This window comes from Streptomyces sp. NPDC091377, from assembly GCF_044757045.1.
GTDB lineage: Bacteria > Actinomycetota > Actinomycetes > Streptomycetales > Streptomycetaceae > Streptomyces.
In genome coordinates this window covers 286,154-306,090 of record NZ_JBIVUE010000002.1, presented here as the reverse complement: position 1 = coordinate 306,090, position 19,937 = coordinate 286,154, and the positions used below count along the sequence as shown (strand labels likewise).

Annotated in this window: 15 protein-coding genes; 7 read left to right on the top strand and 8 right to left on the bottom strand. The window is 74.2% G+C overall.

Features of this window, described 5'->3' with window-relative positions; genetic code table 11:
- Positions 1–602: 602 nt before the first annotated feature.
- The 3 genes from ACIQNG_RS05460 to ACIQNG_RS05450 form a co-directional block, all read right to left on the bottom strand.
- Positions 603–1,955 (bottom strand): ABC transporter permease, encoded by a 1,353-nt coding sequence (locus ACIQNG_RS05460; RefSeq protein ID WP_401483038.1) that lies wholly within the window; start codon positions 1,953–1,955, stop codon positions 603–605.
- 199 nt (positions 1,956–2,154) lie between these two features.
- On the bottom strand, positions 2,155–2,886 hold the full coding sequence (locus ACIQNG_RS05455) for an ABC transporter ATP-binding protein (protein ID WP_401482710.1): 732 nt from the start codon (positions 2,884–2,886) through the stop codon (positions 2,155–2,157).
- Positions 2,883–3,416: a PadR family transcriptional regulator gene (locus tag ACIQNG_RS05450; protein WP_401482709.1), complete on the bottom strand. Its 534-nt coding sequence runs from the start codon at positions 3,414–3,416 to the stop codon at positions 2,883–2,885. The genes ACIQNG_RS05455 and ACIQNG_RS05450 overlap by 4 nt, the downstream gene beginning before the upstream one ends.
- 221 nt (positions 3,417–3,637) lie before the next feature.
- On the opposite strand from ACIQNG_RS05450, the gene ACIQNG_RS05445 reads away from it, so the two are divergent.
- From ACIQNG_RS05445 to ACIQNG_RS05435, 3 genes are all read left to right on the top strand, one after another.
- Positions 3,638–3,892 carry a hypothetical protein gene (locus ACIQNG_RS05445; RefSeq protein ID WP_401430607.1) on the top strand — a complete coding sequence of 85 codons (255 nt, stop codon included), beginning with the start codon at positions 3,638–3,640 and terminating at the stop codon, positions 3,890–3,892.
- Positions 3,893–6,043 (top strand): 4-alpha-glucanotransferase, encoded by a 2,151-nt coding sequence (malQ, locus tag ACIQNG_RS05440; protein ID WP_401482708.1) that lies wholly within the window; start codon positions 3,893–3,895, stop codon positions 6,041–6,043.
- An 83-nt stretch (positions 6,044–6,126) separates the two neighbouring features.
- Entirely contained in the window at positions 6,127–6,402 is a 276-nt protein-coding gene (locus ACIQNG_RS05435) for a hypothetical protein (RefSeq protein ID WP_401430603.1), read from the top strand.
- Positions 6,403–6,420: 18 nt separating this feature from the next.
- Here ACIQNG_RS05435 and ACIQNG_RS05430 read toward each other — a convergent pair whose 3' ends face one another.
- Positions 6,421–7,584 (bottom strand): hypothetical protein, encoded by a 1,164-nt coding sequence (locus tag ACIQNG_RS05430; protein ID WP_401482707.1) that lies wholly within the window; start codon positions 7,582–7,584, stop codon positions 6,421–6,423.
- Positions 7,581–8,678 carry a HesA/MoeB/ThiF family protein gene (locus tag ACIQNG_RS05425; RefSeq protein WP_401430715.1) on the bottom strand — a complete coding sequence of 366 codons (1,098 nt, stop codon included), beginning with the start codon at positions 8,676–8,678 and terminating at the stop codon, positions 7,581–7,583. Before ACIQNG_RS05425 ends, ACIQNG_RS05430 begins: the two co-directional genes overlap by 4 nt.
- Positions 8,679–8,953: 275 nt before the next feature.
- Here ACIQNG_RS05425 and ACIQNG_RS05420 point away from each other — a divergent pair, with 275 nt between their 5' ends.
- Positions 8,954–10,252: a M14 family zinc carboxypeptidase gene (locus ACIQNG_RS05420; RefSeq protein WP_401482706.1), complete on the top strand. Its 1,299-nt coding sequence runs from the start codon at positions 8,954–8,956 to the stop codon at positions 10,250–10,252.
- A gap of 60 nt (positions 10,253–10,312) precedes the next feature.
- Here ACIQNG_RS05420 and pepN read toward each other — a convergent pair whose 3' ends face one another.
- The gene (pepN, locus tag ACIQNG_RS05415) at positions 10,313–12,886 is read right to left on the bottom strand and encodes an aminopeptidase N (protein ID WP_401482705.1); all 2,574 of its coding nucleotides are present in this window, start codon (positions 12,884–12,886) and stop codon (positions 10,313–10,315) included.
- 112 nt (positions 12,887–12,998) lie between these two features.
- Here pepN and ACIQNG_RS05410 point away from each other — a divergent pair, with 112 nt between their 5' ends.
- Positions 12,999–13,514, top strand: a complete 516-nt coding sequence (locus ACIQNG_RS05410) for a DUF1203 domain-containing protein (protein WP_401482704.1) — start codon at positions 12,999–13,001, stop codon at positions 13,512–13,514.
- Positions 13,515–13,523: 9 nt separating this feature from the next.
- Here ACIQNG_RS05410 and ACIQNG_RS05405 read toward each other — a convergent pair whose 3' ends face one another.
- Positions 13,524–14,540, bottom strand: coding sequence for an aspartate-semialdehyde dehydrogenase (locus tag ACIQNG_RS05405; RefSeq protein WP_401482703.1), 1,017 nt, complete (start codon positions 14,538–14,540; stop codon positions 13,524–13,526).
- A gap of 403 nt (positions 14,541–14,943) precedes the next feature.
- On the opposite strand from ACIQNG_RS05405, the gene ACIQNG_RS05400 reads away from it, so the two are divergent.
- Positions 14,944–15,483 (top strand): RNA polymerase sigma factor, encoded by a 540-nt coding sequence (locus tag ACIQNG_RS05400; RefSeq protein WP_401482702.1) that lies wholly within the window; start codon positions 14,944–14,946, stop codon positions 15,481–15,483.
- Between the two features lies 1 nt (position 15,484).
- Positions 15,485–16,429, top strand: a complete 945-nt coding sequence (locus ACIQNG_RS05395) for a hypothetical protein (RefSeq protein ID WP_401482701.1) — start codon at positions 15,485–15,487, stop codon at positions 16,427–16,429.
- Positions 16,430–16,483: 54 nt separating this feature from the next.
- On the opposite strand, the gene ACIQNG_RS05390 is transcribed toward ACIQNG_RS05395, so the two are convergent.
- Positions 16,484–19,792 (bottom strand): S8 family serine peptidase, encoded by a 3,309-nt coding sequence (locus tag ACIQNG_RS05390; protein ID WP_401430587.1) that lies wholly within the window; start codon positions 19,790–19,792, stop codon positions 16,484–16,486.
- Positions 19,793–19,937: the final 145 nt, after the last annotated feature.

Genomic DNA, 19,937 nt, shown 5'->3' with positions numbered 1-19,937 from the left:
TCTGCCCGCGACACCCCGCCTCCGGCGGGTGTTACCCGTAGAGCAGTTCGGCCTCCGCCTCTTGGTCGCCCCCGGCTCATGGGTGCTCCGTACGTCCCGTGGTCCCGCCTGCCGGTGCGCTCGGGCCGACGGCGTCGGGGGCCCACGGCCGTGTGCCCCCGAGGAGCCCTTGACGCCCGGCCCCGGGGGAGACCCCCGCCCGGGGGCCCGGCGACGGCGGTCCGTCCCGCCCCGCACGGCCCGTGGGCCCGGCCGCGGGGCGCCAGGGAGAGCTTCGACCTCGGGCCGGGCCCGGGGCCGAAGCACCCGGTACGGCCACGGCCGACCCCGGGGCCCGGCGGTCCCGTGCCTGGCAAGGCCCTCGCCCTCCACCTCGGGCCCGATGCCGCAGGCCCGGGAATGCCCACCACCTCGGGCCCGGGCCCCTGCGCCCGGCACAGCCCACGACCGACCCCCAGGGGCCTGAGGCCCCGCGCCGACCCCGGCCCGCGACCCCGGCCGCCCTCCCCGGCCCACGACCCCGCCGGACGGCGCCCGGCGCCCGGCGCCCCGCGCCCCGAGGAGCCGACAACCCCCGCGCCCCGAGAGGCCCCCGCCCGTCGTCACCCGTACCGCAGTTCGGAGGCCCGTACCGATCTGCTCAGGAGTGGTAGGGAGGTCGCCGAGGCCAGGAGGGAGGCCGCGTACACGCCGGTCGGGACCAGGAGTGCCGCCCACGGGACGGTCAGTCCTCCGCTCACCAGGGATCCGTAGGCGATGCCGATGGCCAGCCCGCCGGTCGCCGCCAGCAGTATGGCCGGGGCCAGCGGCAGGGCGGTCTCCAGCAGCAGCGCCCGGCCCAGGACCGCGCGCGGGACACCGGCGGCCGACTGCGCGGCCAGACCCCGCCGCCGGGTCGCCAGGGACTCGGCGGCGCCGACCGCCAGCGCGCACAGCGTGATCAGCAGCCCCACCCCGATCGCGGCGGCGGTCAGATCGATGCCGGTGGTGTAGAAGTCCATCGACTCCGCGAGGCCGGTCGCGCCGTTCAGTTCGTCCAGCAGCCCCGCCCGCACCCCCACGAACCCGGTCCCCACCACCGTCACCAGCAGCACCGCCGCATGCGTACGGGCCGCCGCCCACGGGTCGTCGCGCAGCCGCTCCGCCGCGATCAGCACCGCGGGACGGGAGGTCCGTGCCGCCAGCACCCGGCCGGTCAGCCGCGCCGCCGCCCCGGCCAGCGCGATCGCGCCCAGCCCGGTCAGCAGGACGGCCAGGAAGACGGAGAGCGGCGCCGCGAGCCGGGAGACGTTCGGGCCCCGCATCAGGGACGCCGTCGCCAGCAGCCCCACGACACAGATCACCGTCCCGGCGACCACCAGCCACGCACCGCGCCCCCGGGGCGGCCGGACCCGGCGCACCCACCCCAGCGGCGACGCCACCACCCGGCGCAGCGCCAGCACGCTCACCAGCGCCCCCACGACCGGCACCGCCAGTGTCACCGCCGCCACCCCGAGCCAGGTCGTCAGCGTCGCCTCCGGCCACCGCAGCAGCAGCACCAGCACCGAGAACACCGCGGCCACCCCCGCGCCCGCCAGACCGGCCAGCGCGGTCTCGTAGCCGGCGATCCGCCGCACCTGGCCCGGGGTCGCGCCCGCCAGTCTGAGCCCGGCCAGCCGCCGGTCCCGGTGCACCGCCCCGATCCGCGCGCACTGACCGAGGAAGCCCAGCACCGGGATCAGCAGCAGCACCAGCGCGAACACCACCCCGTGCCGCTGACCCGGCTGGTCCAGCAGCCCGTGCGCGACACCGACGGAGTGGTCGCCCTCCAGCGACGCCAGGGCGACGGCCGCCAGCGCGAAACCGGTGCCGATCGCGGCCCCGATCCCGGTCAGGGTGATCCGCCACCACTCCCGTCGGTCGGAGCCGTTCAGCAGGGTCCACGCCAGCCGCAGATCCGCCCGCGTCCCCCGTATCGCGGGCCCGATCCGCACCGTCCGCACGGCCTTGAAGACCCGTGTCACGCCTGCCACACCCGTGCCACCCGTTCCGCCCGTTCCGGCCGTCCTGCCCGTCATCGCTCCACCACCGTGCTCCGTACCACCCGGATCCCCCGGACCGCCCTGTTCCCCCGGACCGCCCGCGCCGTCGCCCGCATCCGGGCCCGCACCCCGGTCATCCGCCCCTCACCGTGTCCCGGGCCACCACGGGGCCGGCGTCGTACGCCGCCACCCTGCCGTCGTGGAGGGCCACCTCGCGGTCGGCGTACGCCGCCACCCGCGCGTCATGGGTGATCAGCAGCACGGCGATGCCCGCCTCGCGGGCCGTGTGGACCAGGGACGTCATCACCTGCTCACCGGCGAGCGAGTCCAGCGCGCCCGTCGGCTCGTCGGCGAAGACCACCCGGGGGCCGGTCACCAGCGCCCGCGCCAGCGCGACCCGCTGCGCCTGGCCGCCGCTCAGCTCACCGGGGCGCCGCTCCTCCTGCCCGCGCACCCCGAACCGCTCCAGCCACTCGCCCGCCGCCGCCCGCGCCGTGGCCCGCGCCTGCCCGGCCAGCAGCAGGGGCAGCGCCACGTTGTCCACGGCCGTCAGCTCCGGGATGAGCTGCCCGAACTGGAACACCACACCGAAGTCGGTGCGGCGCAGTTCGCTCAGCCGGTGCTCCGGCAGCAGGTCGAGGCGGTCGGTGCCGTAGTCGACCTCGCCCTTGTCGGGCCGGACGATCCCGGCCAGGCAGTGCAGCAGCGTGGACTTCCCGCTGCCGCTGGGGCCGGTGACGGCGAGGATCTCGCCCGCGCCCAGCTCCACCGACGCGCCACGCAGCGCCACGGCCGGGCCGTGCGCCTTGACCAGTGCGCGGGCCGCGAGCAGCGGGCCCGGTCCGGTGGTGGTCATGGAGTTCATACGGGGTCTACCTCCGCGGTCAGGGATGTCAGCCGGGCCGCGGTGGTGGTCATCCAGCGCAGATCGGCGTCCAGGTGGGACAGGGCGTAGTCGGCGGACAGCACGGTCGGCAGCCCGGCGCCCGGGGTGGTCTTCAGCGCGGTCAGCTCCCGCATCCGCGCCATGTGCGCGGCGCGCTGCTCCCGCAGATAGGCGGCCGGGTCGCCGGAGGCCAGGATCGACACGACGACCTTGGCGAAGATCTCGTTGGCGACGAAGGGCGCGGGAGGCGCGACCTCACCCGCCCAGTGCGCCAGTTCGCGCCGGCCGTCCTCGGTGGCCCGGTACCGGGTGCGCTCCGGGCCGCCGTCCGCGTCCGTGCCGTCCACCTCGGCGAGACCGTCCCGGACCAGCCGCTGAAGGGTGGTGTACACCTGCCCGTAGGCCAGCGGCCGGGCTTGGGGGAAGCGCTCGTCGTGCCGTCGTTTCAGGTCGTACCCATGGCGGGGCCCCGAAGCGAGCAGGCCGAGCAGGATGTGGCGGGTGCTCATGGGATCAGTATGTACTGAGTACATGTACTGAGTGAATAGCTGACGGAGAATTCGTCTGCCACCCCCCTCCCACCAGGAAGGACGCCGACCACAAGCGCCCCGCACACCAGGAAGTACGCCCATGGCCGTGACGAGTTACGTCTGTGACCGCCCCGGCTGGGTAGGGCTGCACTTAACCGGCACGACGTCCGCCACCCCGCACCCGACGAAGGAGCCGCCTCGTGGCCGCATCAGCCCATCTCCTGCTCTCCGCCCTCACCGACCTGCCCGAACAGAGCGAGCGGACCCTCGAACCCGGCTTCGACGCGGGCTTCGATCCCGATCCCGATCCGGGCCACTGGGACCTGTGCGTCTTCAGCTCCGAGGGCCCCTGCGCGCAGACCCCGCTGACCAGCGAACCCCCGCTGCCCGACGCCGAACCCCTCACCAGCGAGCCCCCGCTCGCCGCCGCGGACGCCGACACCACGAGGCCGTAGATGAACGCACCCGGGCCGGCCGGGCCCCCGGACGCCGCCGACACCCCCCACGCCGACCCGCCCCCCGAACCGCCGTCCGGCGCCCCCGACGACGACCTCGTCCGGCTCGCCACCCTGCACGGCGTGATGTCCTCCTACAGCCCCGCCCCCGACCGCACCGTCACCGCCTCCGCCGCCGCCCTCACCCGCGCGCTCACCGCCCTCGGCGTCGACGCGAGCGGCCCCGACGCGGTCCGCGCCGCCCTCGCCGAACGGCGCCGCGCCCTGGACGAGCGGCTGCTGCCGCCGACCGTCGTCTCCTGGGGCAACGCCGCCCCCGCGGTCCTGGACACCCTGCCGTCCGGCACCCGGCTGCGGATCGTGACCGAGCAGGGCGAGGCCCGCGACTTCGCCGACGGCCTCCCGGCCGGTGTCCACCGGGTCACCGCCACCGCCCCCGACGGCCGCACCGCCGACGCCCATCTCGTCGTCGCCCCGCTCCGGCTGCCGGCGCCGCCGGGACGCTCGTACGGACTGCTGGTCCAGCTCTACTCGCTGCTCTCGCGGCGCTCCTGGGGCATGGGCGACCTCGGCGACCTGAGCGAGCTGGCCGCCTGGGCGGGACGGACGCTGGGCGCCGGATTCCTCCAGGTCAACCCGTTGCACGCGGCCGTGCCCGGCAGCCCCACCGACCCCTCGCCGTACCGCCCCTCCTCCCGCCGCTTCCCCGACCCCGTGCATCTGCGGATCGAGGACGTGCCCGAGTACCCGGAGTGCGCCGCCGACGACCGGGTGCGGGCGCTGCGCGAGCGGGCCGGACGGCTGCGCGAGGGCGTCCTGGCCAAGGGTGAGCTGATCGACCGGGACGCGGTGTGGGAACTGAAGCGCGCCGCGCTGGAACGGCTGGCCGAGGTGCCGCTGGGCCCCGGCCGCCGGGCCGCGTACTGCGACTTCCTCGCCACGCACGGCCGGGCGCTGGAGGACCACGCCACCTGGAACGCGCTCGCCGAGGTCCACGGACCCGACTGGCACACCTGGCCCGAACCCCTCAGGGACCCCCGCTCGCCGGAGACCGCCCGCGCCCGGACCGCCCTGATGGACCGGGTCGACCTGCACTGCCGGCTCGCCTGGCTCACCGACACCCAGCTCACCGCCGCCCAGCGCACCGCCCGCGAGGCCGGGATGCCGGTCGGGATCGTGCACGACCTCGCCGTCGGCGTGCACCCGCGCGGCGCCGACGCCTGGGCGCAGCAGGACCACTTCGCCGCCGGCATGTCGATCGGCGCCCCGCCCGACGCCTTCAACGCCCGCGGCCAGGACTGGGGGCTGCTGCCCTGGCGCCCCGACCGGCTCGCCGCGTCCGGCTACGCCCCCTTCCGCGACCTCCTGCGCGGCCTGCTCCGCTCGGCGGGCGCCCTGCGCATCGACCACGTCATGGGCCTGTTCCGGCTCTGGTGGGTGCCGGAGGGACTGCCCCCCACCGAGGGCACCTACGTCCGCTACGACGCCGAGGCGATGCTCGCCGTCCTGGTGCTGGAGGCCGCGCGCGCCGGGGCCGTGGTCATCGGCGAGGACCTCGGGACCGTGGAGCCCGGGATGCGGGAGGCGCTGCGCGAGCGCGGGGTGCTCGGCACCTCCGTGCTCTGGTTCGAGCGGGACTGGGAGGGCGACGGCGCCCCGCTGCCGCCCGAGCGCTGGCGCACGGACTGTCTGGCCACCGCCACCACCCACGACCTGCCGCCGACCGCGTCCCGGCTCAGCGGCGACCATGTCGCCCTGCGCGACCGCCTCGGCCTGCTCGCCCGTCCGCTCGCCGTCGAACACGCCGAGGCCGCCGCCGACACCGGCGAGTGGCTCGCCCTGCTGGCCCGGCTCGGGGTGCTGCGCGGCGGCAGCGGCGGCCACGGCCCGGACGAGGAGGAGGCCCAGATCCAGGCCGTCCACCGCTATCTGCTGCGCACCCCCGCCCGGCTCACCGGCGTCTGGCTCCCGGACGCGGTCGGCGACCGCCGCCCGCAGAACCTCCCCGGCACCTGGGACCAGTACCCCAACTGGCGGCTGCCCGTCGCCGACGCCGACGGCCGTCCGGTCACCCTGGAGGACCTCGCCGCCTCCCGCCGCCTGCACGCCCTGCTGGAGGTGATGCGCGAGGAACCCCACGGCCCCGCGTGAAGCGGGCCCGCGGTGTCCCGCCCGGCCCGCTCTTACGACACCCCGGGCGCGCGGCCGGAGCGGGCGTTGGATACGTTGGCCCCGTGGACAAGAAGAACGCCCTGCGCGCCGGTGCCGTGGCTTCCGGTACGACGCTGATGATGCTGCTCATGTCGTCCCCCGCGTTCGCGCTGACCCGCGACGACGGCGACGACCCCGGTCCGGGCTTCAGCGTCATCGAGACGCTGGGCTGGTTCGTGTTCCTCCCGCTCGTGATCTTCGGGGTCATCGCGGGTCTCGTGCTGGTCCTGGACAAGTCCGCCCCGGCCCACCGGGTCCTCGCCCCCGGCAAGCGCGGCCAGGCGAAGTCCGGCGTCTGAGCCGCCCTTCCGCACCGCTCACCGCGTCCGGCGCTCCCTGCGCCTGCGCCACCACGTCCGTGCCCACAGCACATGGACGCCGCCCAGCGTGATCAGTACGGCGGCGGCGTCGAGGCGTTGCGCCGTCGTGCTCCCGGTGGCGGTGAGGCCGCTCGCCGCGCGCGTGAGCAGGGCCGCGTCGGCGGGCAAGGTCACCGTCGCGAGGAACGCCAGGCACAGCACCGTGCCCACGACCAGGACCGCGCTGTACACCCGTACCGCCCGCCGCTCGTGCGCGGGCAGCGCGAGACTGGGGTCCGGGGGGCGGCGCCCCGTCAGCCGCCGGGCCGTGTACCGGGCGTAGGCCCGCCCGTCGCCGTACAGATCGCGGCAGCGGGTCAGGTCCTGGAGGACGAAGTACAGGTCCGTGCGCATGAAGACCATCAGCTGGAACGGCAGCGGCAGCAGCGCCAGCACGGTCAGCGCGGCCAGCATCCGGTGGACGGTGCCCTCGGTCGCGCCCGCGGCCAGCGCGGCGGCCGACGCGGCGGCCAGATTGACGGCGACGCCCGACAGATAGGCCGTCATACGGTGGCGCCGGGCGGCCAGTTCGATACCGCTGATGTCGGTCTGCATGACCAGGAACTGCAGTCGGGTGCCGAGCCGGATCCGGCCCGGGACCCCGGTCGCCCGCGCGGTCACCAGATGGGCCAGCTCGTGCAGGAGCAGCAGCGTCCAGCCCGACGCGGCGCCGAACGCCAGCACCAGGCTGCCGTGGTCGCTCCACAGCAGGGCGCGGTAGCCGAGGGAGACCCCGTCCGGGCGGACCGTCAGCGCGACCGCGATCAGCAGACCGACCAGGACGGGCAGCAGCGGGCTCAGCGTCCAGCGCACATGGTGCGGCAGGAGCCGGGGCAGCGTCGGCCGCGGCGGATCGGGCAGCGGCACCGGGCGGCCGTCGACCTCGGCCACGAAACCCAGCCCCACCAGCGCGTCCACGAAGTCCACGACATCCAGCTCGTGCCCGGTCTCGCGCGCCAGCCGCCGCGCCGCCTCGCCGGTGCTCAGCCCCTGTCCGAGCAGGTCCAGCACCCGCTTGCCGGCCTCCGGCACCGCCACGAACGTACCGGTGGCGGGACGCCCCACGATCCACTCCGTGCCGTCCGGACGCGCGGCCAGCTTATGCAGCCGCACCCGGTTCATGGCGCCGGGTCGCCGCAGGCCGGGCAGGAGCGGCGGCGCGGGAAGCGCTGCACCACCCGGTCGCCGGGCACCATCAGGTTCACCCCGAACCGGAACCCCGGCTCCAGCGCGGGCACCCCGGTCAGCAGGGACAGCGCCGCGTGCGCGAGCAGCCCGCCGGACAGCCCCGCGGTGACCGCGCTCGCCGGGTTCCACGGCAGCCGCGGCGAGGCCACCTCCTCGTCCTGACCGGGCGCCAGCCGCAGCTCACGCCGCTCGGCCTCACCGACCCGCAGACACTCCCAGCAGGCCCCGCGCCCCGGCACATACACCCCCGCCGTCACCAGCGGCCCCCGGTACCCGGCGTCCACCCACGCCAGCCCCGCCGCCACACAGGCGCGGTTGGCCCAGCGCCGCAGATCGGCGGGCCGGTCGGCGGCGAGCACGAGCAGGTCGTAGGCCCCGCCGACCGGGGACACCAGCTCCGCCAGATCCCGCGCCGCCCGCACCTCCCGGCGCTCCCCGGTGACCGTCACGTCCGAGTTCAGGGCACGCAGGGTCGCCACCGCCGCCGTCACCTTCGGACGGCCCAGATCGGACTCGCGGTAGAGCGGCTGGCGGTTGAGGTTGGACAGCTCGACCACGTCCGGGTCGACCAGATGCAGCCGACCGACCCCGGAGGCCACCAGCGCCTGGGCCGCGTGACCGCCGGTGCCGCCGACCCCGAGCAGCAGCACCCGGGCACGCCCCAACTGCGCCTGCGCCTCCCACGCGCTGGCCCGCGGACCCAGGTCCATCCAGCGCAGCAGCGGCACCCCCCGGCTGTAGCGCTCGCGCTCCCGGTCGGAGAACGGCACCGGCGCCGCCGCGTCCTCCACGAACCCGGCGTCCAGCAGATCGGCCATCGCCTGCCGTACGTCGTCCCCGGCCACCGCCGGATGCCCCGCCCGCACCCGCGCGACCACCCCGGCGGGGGAGCGTGAGCCGTCCATCGCCTCCACGAGCAGCCACACCCAGCCCTGCGGATCCTCGATCTCCGCGCCGATCCCGTAGACGACACTGCCGATGCGCACATGGCCGTCGACGGTCCGGTAGGCCCGGTGTTCCGGCTTCACCCGCGGGCGGCGCAAAGCCGCCACGTCCCCAGGCACCCGGCCGCCTCCCCTCGTGACATTCGGTTCGAAAGCACACCCTTGACACTGTTGTTCACCAGGACGACAGTTGGCAAGAAGTTCCCCCCGGGGAGCTGTGTTCCAGTCAAGTACCTTGCGAAGTCGGCGAGTTGAACGGGAGGAGAGCCGCATGGCCGAGAAGATCGTGATTCGCCCGCTGGACAAGAAGGAGACCACCGGAGACAGCAACTCCCAGGGCGCCTGAGCGGAGCACCAGCGTGCGGACTTCGTGCCATCCGGGATATCCGGCCGTCGGTGAACTGGAGCGGCGGGCCCGCGCGCTGGCCTCCGCGGCGCCCGGCACCCTGCGGCTCGAAACCGTCGGTGAGAGCCGAGCCGGGCGCCCGCTGTGGCTGTTGTCGGCCGGCCACGGTGAGCGCAACCTCCTCACCGTGGCCGGTGCGCATGCCAACGAACCCGTCGGCGGGGCCTCCGCGCTCCGGCTCGCCCGGCTCCTCGCCCACCGCCCGGCCACCCTCGAACGACTCGGCTGCACCTGGCACTTCCTGCTCTGCCTCGACCCCGACGGGGCCCGCCTCGCCCACGGCTGGGCCCCCGAGGAACCCGCGCCCTCCGTCGAGGAATGCCATCTGCGGTTCTACCGGCCCGCCTTCGCCCGCCAGCCCGAGTCACTGCCCGCCCCGGGCGAGGACCGCGCCCCGCTGCCCGAGTCGGCGACGCTGGTCGCGCTGCTGGACCGGCTCAGGCCGGTCGCCCAGTTCACCCTGCACGGCATCGAGTTCGGCGGCGCCTTCGCGATGATGACCCGGCCGGTGCCCGGCGCCGCCCGCGCCTTCCGCGCCACCGCCGACCTGCTGCGCATCCCCCTGGACGACCACCCCTGCGACGGCCCCGACTGGCAGCCCGACCGCCCCGGCGTCCTGATCCGCCCCGGCGGGCCCCCCGGCGACCGGGCCGGCAGCGAACGCGACCCCAGCGGCTTCACCGCCGACAGCACCTGGCTCTACCCGCGCCGCTACGGCACCCTCACCACCCTGATCGAGGCGCCCGCCTGGGCGGTGCCCGCCGTCAGCGACCCGCGCCCGGCACCCGACCCGGGCCGCGAGGTGGCGCGCGTCGGACAGCTGCTGCTGGGCCGCGTCCGGGAACTGACCGACCTGCTCGGCAGCGCCCCGGCCGCCCTGCGGGAGCCGCCGCGGGACCTCGCCCCGCTGCGGGACGCGGCCCTCGAACTGATCGCGGTCGCCCCCTCCGTCGCCGCCACCTGGGCCGCCGAGGAGGTCAGCGGCTCACGCGGCCACTTCGCCACCCTCCAGATCGCCGCCCGCCGCCTACCGCTGCGCGCGGCCGGGATGATGCGCCGCGCCCTGCTGCCCGTCGCCCCCGCCACCGCCGAGGCCCTCGGCGACCTGGTCCGCGAATGGTGCCAGGAACTGGACAAGACGTACGCCCCGCGCTGGGTGCCGATCCCCGCGCAGACCGCACTGCACCTGCGGACCATGGCGGACATCGCGGAACGGGTCTGCGGCCCCTCGGGCACCGGGAGCCGGCCGTGAGCGGGAAGGGCGGGTGACCGGAGCCCCGGCCACCCGCCCTTCCCCTGCCCGTACGCCGGGTTACCGCGCCGCCGCGTCCGCCGCCTGCGCCCTCAGCGCCCGCTCGACGCCCGCGCGGGACTCGGAGACCAGCCGGCGCAGCGCCGCGTTGGGCTCGGCCCGCGCCAGCCAGGCGTCCGTACGGTCCAGGGTGTCCTGGGCGACCTGCACGGCCGGGTAGAGCCCCACCGCGATCTGCTGCGCCATCTCGTGCGAACGCGAGTCCCACACGCCCTTGACCGCCTCGAAGAACTTCTCCGTGTACGGCGCGAGCAGCTCACGCTGGTCGGTCTGGACGAAGCCCGCGATCACCGCCTCCTGCACGGCGTTCGGCAGCTTGTCCGACTCCACGACCGACGCCCACGCCTGCGCCTTGGCCTCCGGCGTGGGACGGGCGGCGCGCGCGGTGGCCGCGTGCCGCTCACCGGCGGCCGTGCGGTCCCGCTCGTACTCGCCCGCGATCTCCGTGCCCTGGTACCGGCCCACCGCCGCGAGCCGCTGCACGAACGCCCACCGCAGTTCGGTGTCGACCGCCAGGCCCTCGACCGTGTGGGTGCCCTCCAGCAGCCCCTCCAGCAGATCCAGCTGCTCGGGGGTGCGGGCGGTCGCCGCGAAGGCCCGCGCCCAGGCCAACTGGTGGTCGCTCGCGGCCTCGGCGGCCCGCAGATGCGCCAGCGTGGCATCGGTCCAGCGGGTCAGCAGCGCGTCCCGCGCGGACGGCGCCGCGTACAGGTCGATCGCCAGCTTCACCTGCCGCTGGAGCGACTGCACCACCCCGATGTCGGACTCCTTGCCGATGCCGGACAGCACCAGCGAGAGGTAGTCACGGGCGGGCAGTTCGGCGTCCCGGGTCATGTCCCACGCCGACGCCCAGCACAGGGCGCGCGGCAGCGAGTCCGCGAAGTCGCCGAGATGCCCGGTGACGAACGCGAGGGACTCCTCGTCCAGCCGGACCTTCGCGTAGGACAGGTCGTCGTCGTTGAGCAGGATCACCGCGGGGCGCCGCTTCCCGGTCAGCTCCGCGACGGCGGTCAGCTCACCGTCGACATCCAGCTCGATCCGCTGCTCGCGCACCAGCTTGCCGCTCGCCGCGTCCAGCCCGTACAGGCCGATCGCGATGCGGTGCGGGCGCAGCGTCGGTTCGCCCTGGGCGCCGGCCGGGAGCGCCGGGGCCTCCTGGTGGACGGCGAAGGAGGTGATGACCCCGTCGGCGTCGGTCTCGATCCGCGGGCGCAGGACATTGATCCCGGCCGTCTGCAGCCACGCCTGCGACCAGGTCCCCAGATCCCGGCCCGAGGTCTCCTCCAGCGCGCCGAGCAGGTCGGACAGCCGGGTGTTGCCGTAGGCGTGCCGCTTGAAGTACGCCTGCACACCCTTGAAGAACTCGTCCTCGCCGACATAGGCGACCAGCTGCTTGAGCACGGAGGCGCCCTTGGCGTACGTGATGCCGTCGAAGTTGACGAGCACATCGTCCAGGTCGCGGATCTCCGCCATGATCGGGTGCGTGGAGGGCAGCTGGTCCTGCCGGTACGCCCAGGTCTTCATGGAGTTGGCGAACGTGGTCCACGCGTGCGGCCAGCGCGAACCGGGCGCGTCCGCCTGACAGGCGATGGAGGTGTACGTGGCGAACGACTCGTTGAGCCAGAGGTCGTTCCACCACTCCATGGTGACCAGGTCGCCGAACCACATGTGGGCCAGCTCGTGCAGCACGGTCTCCGCGCGCACCTCGTACGCCGCGTCCGTGACCTTGGAGCGGAACACGTACTGGTCCCGGATGGTCACCGCGCCGGCGTTCTCCATCGCGCCCGCGTTGAACTCCGGCACGAAGAGCTGGTCGTACTTCTCGAACGGGTACGCGTAGTCGAACTTCTCCTGGAACCACGCGAAGCCCTGCCGGGTGACCTCGAAGAGCGCGTCGGAGTCGAGGTACTCGGCCAGCGAGGGCCGGCAGTAGATACCGAGCGGCACGGACTGCCCGTCCTTCTCGTACACACTGTGCACGGAGTGGTACGGGCCCACGATCAGCGCGGTGATGTACGACGAGATCCGCGGCGTCGGCGCGAAGACCCAGACGTCGTCCGCCGGCTCGGGCGTCGGCGAGTTGGAGATGACGGTCCAGCCGCTCGGCGCCTTCACCGTGAACTGGAAGGTCGCCTTCAGATCGGGCTGCTCGAAGGAGGCGAAGACCCGGCGCGCGTCCGGCACCTCGAACTGGGTGTACAGATACGCCTGGTCGTCCACCGGATCGACGAAGCGGTGCAGGCCCTCGCCGGTGTTGGTGTAGGCGCAGTCCGCCACCACCCGCAGGACGTTGGGGCCGGCCTCCAGCCCGGGAAGCGCGATCCGCGCGTCCTTGAAGACCTCGCCGGGGTCGAGCGCGTCCCCGTTCAGCGTCACCTCGTGGACGTCCGGAGCCACCAGGTCGATGAAGGTCTCCGCACCCCCCTCGGCGACATCGAAGCGCACCGTGGTCACCGACCGGTAGGTGCCGCCCTCCTGCGCGCCGGAGAGATCGAGGTCGATCTCGTACGAGTCCACGGTGAGCAGCTTCGCGCGCTGCTGCGCCTCTTCGCGAGTCAGGTTTGTGCCAGGCACGCGGTCATCTCCTCGTGATGTGTCGTTCGCGCCATCCTTCCATGCCCCCCGCACCGGACGCGATGTCCGGAATCCGCCGGTGACCGGCGCGGACGCGGGTGAGGCTGGGCCCATGAGGACTTCCACGCACCCCCGCACGGCCCCCTTCACGGCCCGCCCCGTCGACCCGCGGACCCTGGCGGAACTGCGCGCCGCCGACGACGCCGGCCGTCCCGCGCGCCCGGTCCGCGACGAGGAGGGCGGCGCCCCGCTCCGCTGCTGCCTTCGCCGCAGCCGCCCCGGCGAGCTGATCGCCCTGGTGTCCTACGCCCCGCTGCGCCGCTGGGCCACCGCCACCGGCGCCGACCCGGGCGCCTACGACGAGCAGGGCCCCGTCTTCATCCACGCCGAGGGCTGCGAGGGCCCCGCCGACGACGGCCTCGCCTTCACCGGCTCCCACCGCGTGCTGCGCCGCTACTCGGCCGACGGCCGCATTCTGGGCGGACGGCTGGTGGAACCGGCCGGAGAAGCCACGAACGCCTCCTTCAGCGCGGCGCTGAAGGAGGCGTTCGATCTCCCGGACGTGGCATTGGTGCAGGTCAGGGCGGTGGAGTACGGCTGTTTCCTGTACGAGGTACGGCGGCCGTGACGGGCGCTGTCAGCCGCGCAGCTCCTCGGCGACCAGCTCCGCGATCTGGACGGCGTTGAGCGCGGCGCCCTTGCGGAGGTTGTCGTTGGACACGAAGAGGGCGAGGCCGTGCTCCACGGTCTCGTCGCGGCGGACCCGGCCCACGTAGGACGGGTCCTGGCCGGCGGCCTGGAGCGGGGTCGGGACCTCGGTCACGACCACCCCGGGCGCCTCGCCGAGCAGCTCGACGGCCCGCTCCGGGGAGATCGGGCGGGCGAACCGGGCGTTGACCTGGAGGGAGTGCCCGGAGAACACCGGTACGCGCACACAGGTCCCGGACACCTTCAGCTCCGGCAGCTCCAGGATCTTGCGGGACTCGTGGCGGAGCTTCTGCTCCTCGTCGGTCTCGTTCAGCCCGTCGTCCACGACCGAGCCGGCCATCGGCAGCACGTTGTACGCGATCGGCGCCACGTACTTGTTCGGCGCCGGGAACTCGGCCGCCGAGCCGTCGTGGGCCAGCTTGGGCGCGTCGTCGCCGACCTTCTTGATCTGCTCGAACAGCTCCTCCACACCGGCCGCGCCCGAGCCGGAGACGGCCTGGTAGGTCGCGACGACCAGCGCTTCGAGGCCCGCCTCGGCCGCCAGCGGCTTGAGCACCGGCATCGCGGCCATGGTGGTGCAGTTCGGGTTGGCGATGATGCCCTTGGGGCGGTTCCTGATCGCGTGCGGATTGACCTCGGAGACCACGAGGGGCACCTCGGGGTCGCGCCGCCAGGCCGAGGAGTTGTCGATCACCACGGCGCCCTGCGCGGCGACCTTCTCGGCCAGCGCGCGGGAGGTGGCGCCGCCCGCGGAGAACAGCACGATGTCCAGGCCGGAGTAGTCGGCCGTGGCCGCGTCCTCCACCGTGACGCCGTCGAGGACCCTCCCCGCCGAGCGGGCCGAGGCGAACAGACGCAGCTCCTCGACCGGGAACTTCCGCTCCGCGAGAATCCCGCGCATGACCGTGCCGACCTGACCGGTGGCTCCGACGATTCCGACCCTCACGGCGACTCCTTAGCGTGACGTGCGTGTGACGTGCCTGTATACCCAGGCGACCGGGGCCCCTCCATCATGCGTGGGACCCCGGCCGGTGTGTCCAATCGATTGCCCGAGGTGTGGACGGTCACACCTGGCCGGACCGGCCGCCCGCGCCGCCCGACGGTCCGCCCGCCACGGGCACGGACCTGGAGGATTCCCTCCGATATCCGCTGGGGATCGGAAGAACCGGTGATTCCGCGCCCGGGGAACAGGTTTTCGGCAGGCCGGGCGAGCCGCCGCGCGATCCCCGCCGGCACCGACGGGGCCCCGGTGCCCGGCCCGGTGTGACGTACGACTCCACCGCCGGTGCCCCGGCCCCGAACGTTTCCGCCGCCCTCGGCGTCGTAGAGGAAACGCGGCAAGGAGAGGGGTGGCTGTGCTGCGCAGAAAGGCCCGCCGCGCCCAGGGGGCGGACCGCTCGGCGGACGACCCGTTGGACGCGGCCCAGGAACGCCGGGTGCGTGCGGTGCTCGCGCTGGGCGGAGTGCCACAGGCGGACCTGCCGGACGGGGTGCAGCAGGTCCGCCTACGGCTGCTGGAGCGCGCCGCGAGCGGCCGTGAGGCGCCCCGCGACGTCTCCGCCTGGGCGGCGGTCGTCGCCTCCAACCTCGCCATGGACTGGCATCGCGCCAAGCGCCGCCAGGAGCGCCTCGGTGAGCGGCTCGCCGCGCACTACGACCCGGCGCTCCCGTCGGCCGAGGACAGCAGGCTGCTCTCCCTCGCCGTCGCCCGCGGCCTGGACGAACTGCCCGCCCCGCAGCGCCAGGTGCTGGTCCTGCGGTTCTACGCCGACCTCCCGGTGCGCGGCATAGCCGAGGAGCTGGGCATCCCCGAGGGCACCGTCAAGAGCAGGCTGCACACCGCGGTCCGGGCCCTGCGCACCCGGCTGCACGAGGACGAGGTGGTGTGACGTGTCCCTCGAACACGACGACTACAACCGTGACCGGCCCGACGACCGGCCCGACGACCGGCCAGGTGACCGGCCCGGCGACCGGGAGGACCCGGACGGCCCGCGTGCCTCAGGTGCCTCAGGTGCTGCTCAGGGGCCCGAGACGTCGTACGACGCCATGGACGCCCTGCTGGCCGTGCTCACCGAGGAACCGCTGTCCGAGGCCGCCCGCGCCGACGCCGGCTTCATGGCCGAGTACCGCGCCGCGACCGCCGATGTCACCGCGCTGCGCGAGGGGCTGGAGCAGATCGCGGACACCCTGGCCCCGCCCGGACCCGGAGCCGGACCCGGAGCCGCTCCCGGACGGGCGAGTGCTCCCGTACGACCCGCCCCCGCCCGTGCCCCCGCCGTACGTCCCCGCCCGCGCCGACGCCCCTTCGCCCTCGTCCTGGGCGGTCTCGCCGCCGCCTGTGCCGCGGTCCTCGTCGCCGGTCTCGGCTGGATCGCGGTCCAGGGCGGTGGCGGGGTGGCCGCGGACGCCTCCTCGTCCGGCGGCGACGAGAAGGCCGCGGCCGACCCCCGGCAGGACCTCCCGGCGAGCGGGGCGGGCCCGGGGCTCAGCGCCTCCGCCCCCGGGTACATCGCCTGCTCCCGGCTGGTGTTCGAGGGCGACGTCACCGGTGTGCGCGAGGGGACCGGCGGCGGCCGGGACCGGATCACGGTGGACGTGACGCGCTGGTTCAAACCCGCCCGGGGGGAGCGGCGGATCACCTTCCCGATGAGCCAGGACGTCGACCCCCGGCTGGAGGAGGGCGACCAGGTGCTGATCGGGATCCCGCTGGGCGGGGCCGAGCCCGACATCTGGACGACCGGTGAGCGGGAGACCGCCGAGACCCGGGACTGGATCGTCCGGGCCCTTCCCCTGGCCGCCGAACTCACCTGCGACCAGGACACCCCCCGGACATGAGGAAGGGCGGGCGCCCCCCGGGGAACGCCCGCCCTGGTCACCGGTCACCCGTGACTACGGCGTCACCTTGCCGATCGCCACGCTGCCCACGCCCGCGGTCGTGCCGCGGGTGTTGACCAGCTTGACCTCGCCGAAGAACGCGCGTCCCTCGGGCGCCGGGGCGTTGGCGGTGACACTGGCCGCGACCTGCGCCTTCTCACCCGTGCCCAGCTTGACCGGCGCGGACCCGTCGACGCTGACACTGCCCAGCGCGGAGGAGAAGAAGACATCCAGGTAGTCGAGGGCGGTGGTGCCGGAGGGCACCGAGTAGCCGTCGATCTCCACCCGGTAGGTGCCGGCCGCCGGGTCGGCGATGGACACCGCCTCCTCGGAGTCGCCGTCGGCCGCCTGGGCGACGACGTTCCCGTTCGGACCGTAGACATAGAGGTCCAGGTCGGCGGCGGCGTCGGAGACATTGCCGATCGAGACGTCGAGCCGGGTGGCGCCCTCGGGCACGGTCACCGTACGGCTGTCGTCCACCGTGCCGTGGGCGATCTCGCCGCGCTCGGCGAGCGAGGAGCCCAGCGGGCCGCCCTCCAGCCTGCCGTCGATCGGGGCCCGGGTGTTGGTGACCTCCCAGGAGACCGGCGACGGGGTGCCGACCTTGATCTCCGGCAGGGTCACGGTCTCCGGGGCGAAGTCCGCGCCGAGGACGGTGACCTCCAGCGTGTACGGGTTGTCGAGCAGCGGCGACGTACGCCGCGACTCGACCTCGATCTCCCACACGCCCGGCTGCGGGTCGGCGTACGAGCGCGCGTCGGGGCGGCAGCCGTTGCCGTCGAGGTAGTTGTTGTAGCAGAACGGCGTGGAGTTCTCGTCCAGCGGGACGCCGTACGGGTGCAGGGTGATGAACCGGGTCTGGCTCTTGTCCTTCAGCCCGCCGATCGCGACCTCCAGCGTCTTGGCGCCCTCGGGCACGGTGACGAAGTAGGACGTCGAGCTGTTGCGCTGGACCGAACCGGACGCCGAGAAGGTGTACTGCGCGGGCTTGGCGACCACGACCGTGCTCAGCACCTGGCGGTCGATGCCCTCGGTGCGCGGGTCGTCGACCTCCAGGATCGCGCTCTTGACCCCGGCCGACTTCGGCGACGCCTGGACCTTGACGGTCACCGGCTGGTTGAGCGGCAGCCGCACCTCGTCGGAGCCGACGATCCGGAAGGCGCCCTCCGCGTTGTTCTCGAAGTGCAGTTCGTGCCGCAGCGGCCGGTCCGCGCCGGACGTACGGGTCACCGTGATGTCGTACGTCTTCCTCTGCCCGGCCTTGAGCCCGCCCTCGCGGTCGTAGAGGCCGGTGCCGAAGCCCGGGGTGGCCAGGAACTGGTCGATCGCGGTGTCCACCGGCGCCTTGACCGTGTAGTCGTGCGCGGTGGCCCCGTCCCGGATCGCGTCCCAGGCGTCCTCGATGTTGATGAGGCCCGCGCCCTCCTCGTACGCCTGCACACCCTTGATGTGGTCGGCGGTGGAGGTCAGCGCGGTGCGCAGCGTCGCGGGTGTCAGCTCGATGCGCTGCTGCCGGGCGGCGCTCAGCAGCAGCGCGGCGGCGCCGGTGGCCTGCGGGGAGGCCATCGAGGTGCCCTGGAGCATGGAGTAGCCGGGCGGCAGGCTGTAGCCGGCCTCGGCGACCGGGCCGCCGGGCGACCAGGTCTGGGTGGTGTTGATGGCGGCGCCGGGCGCGGAGAGGGTCGGCGTGAACCCGCCGTCCTCACGCGGGCCGCGCGAGGAGAACGGCATCATCGCGTACCGCTTCTCCACCTGGGAGCCGTAGTTGGCGGCCCAGGTCTCGCGGGAGGCGGTGGCGCCGACCGAGATCACCTTGTCGGCGACGGCCGGGTCGCTGATGGTGTTGGTGCCGGGGCCGTCGTTGCCCGCGGAGATCACGAGCTGGACGCCGTACTCGTCGATCAGCCGGGTGTAGAGCGCGGCGCGCACGTTGTTGCCGTCGTTGAGGGAGGGCAGTCCGCCGATCGACATGTTGACGATGTCGACACCGCGGTTGACCACGAGGTCGATCATGCCCTCGGTGAGCGCCATGTTGGTGCAGCCGCCGCTCCAGGTGCAGGCGCGCGAGGAGACCAGCTTGGCGCCGGGCGCGGCCCCGTTCATCCGGCCGCCGAAGAGGCTGTTGGCGGCGGTGATCCCGGCCACGTGGGTGCCGTGGGCGCCCTCGATGACACCGATGCTGACGTAGTCGGCCTTGGCGCCGGTGCCCGGGTTGTAGACGACGTCCTTGCGGGTCTCGATGACGAACGGGATCCGCTCGGCGATCTCGGTCGCCGGGTCGTCGGTGCCGAACCAGCCGATCTGGAAGCCGTCCTTGTACGGCTTCAGGGCGGTCTCGTCGCCGAAGTCGAGATCGTCGTCCAGGTCCACCCGGACGGTGCCGGCGGCGGCGTCGTACAGCACGCCCCAGACGTCGGTGCGGTCGCCGTCGCGGTTGAGGTCGCCGGCCATGTCGCCGCCGGTGGTGGCGGACTCGGCGAAGTAGTTGAACTTGTACGAGCCCGTGGGCGCCGTGAAGGTCTCCCGGGTGCCGGTCGGCGAGGTGACCGTGAAGCCGGGGCCGCTGACGGAGGCGGTCATCCGCCGCCAGGTGCCGTCGCCGTCCACGACCGGGTCGGTCGCGGTCACCCAGTCGACGATCTTGCGCTCGCCGGTGGTGGTCTTCTGGAGCGCGGGGTGGCCGACGTCCACGCCCGAGTCGAGGATGCCGATGGTGACCCCGCGGCCGTCCGCCTTCGGACGGTCCTCGACGAAGTCGACGGCACCGGTCTCGAAGGACGGGTTGTACGGGTTCTCCGCCGGGGTCCGCCGGTTCGGCGCCGGGTAGGAACCGGTGGCCGAGCCGCCCTTGGCGGTGGCGCCCGCGTCGGGGCGCGGGTCCTCCAGCGGTATCTCCTCACGCAGGTCGATGGCCTGCACGGAGGAGAGCTTCGCGGCGGCGGCGATCGCGGCGTCCGCCTTGCCGGTGGGGAGCGTGGCGCGGACGTAGCCGAGCCGGTCGTAGGTCTTGCCGACCAGGGCGCCGTCGACACCGGCGAGCTGGTCCTCGACCTGCTCGGTGGCGCCGGGCGCGGTGGCCACCATCAGGGTGACGGTCTTGTCGCCGTCCGCCTTGGCCTCGGCGAGCAGTTCGGCGTCGTTGGAGCCGAGCTTGTCGTCGGCGGACTTCACGACCGGGTCCGCGGTGGCGGGCGGGGCGTCGGCGGCGAGGGCCACGGGTATCGGCCCGGCTGCGGCGAGCGCGGCCACCAGGCCGGCCGCCACGGCGATCCGGGCCACGCGTCTCGCGCCCGGTATCGATTCGCTCTCGGGGGTCAGGGTCATCGGCATCCCTTGTAGGTGAAGGAACGGGAGCGTTGCTCTGCGACCAGGGCCGATCGACCCTGGCCGAAGGGGTCCGGAAAGCGGTCCCGGACGACCGCTCAGCCTTACGCAAGAGGCGGTTGTTTGGGGAGAGTTGACCGAAACG

Excerpts from the sequence above, each read along its gene's own strand:
- ACIQNG_RS05410 (WP_401482704.1), top strand. The coding sequence starts at position 12,999 with ATGAGGACTTCCACGCACCCCCGCACGGCCCCCTTCACGGCCCGCCCC.
- ACIQNG_RS05390 (WP_401430587.1), bottom strand. The coding sequence starts at position 19,792 with ATGACCCTGACCCCCGAGAGCGAATCGATACCGGGCGCGAGACGCGTG.
- ACIQNG_RS05450 (WP_401482709.1), bottom strand. The coding sequence starts at position 3,416 with ATGAGCACCCGCCACATCCTGCTCGGCCTGCTCGCTTCGGGGCCCCGC.
- ACIQNG_RS05430 (WP_401482707.1), bottom strand. The coding sequence starts at position 7,584 with ATGAACCGGGTGCGGCTGCATAAGCTGGCCGCGCGTCCGGACGGCACG.
- ACIQNG_RS05455 (WP_401482710.1), bottom strand. The coding sequence starts at position 2,886 with ATGAACTCCATGACCACCACCGGACCGGGCCCGCTGCTCGCGGCCCGC.
- malQ (WP_401482708.1), top strand. The coding sequence starts at position 3,893 with ATGAACGCACCCGGGCCGGCCGGGCCCCCGGACGCCGCCGACACCCCC.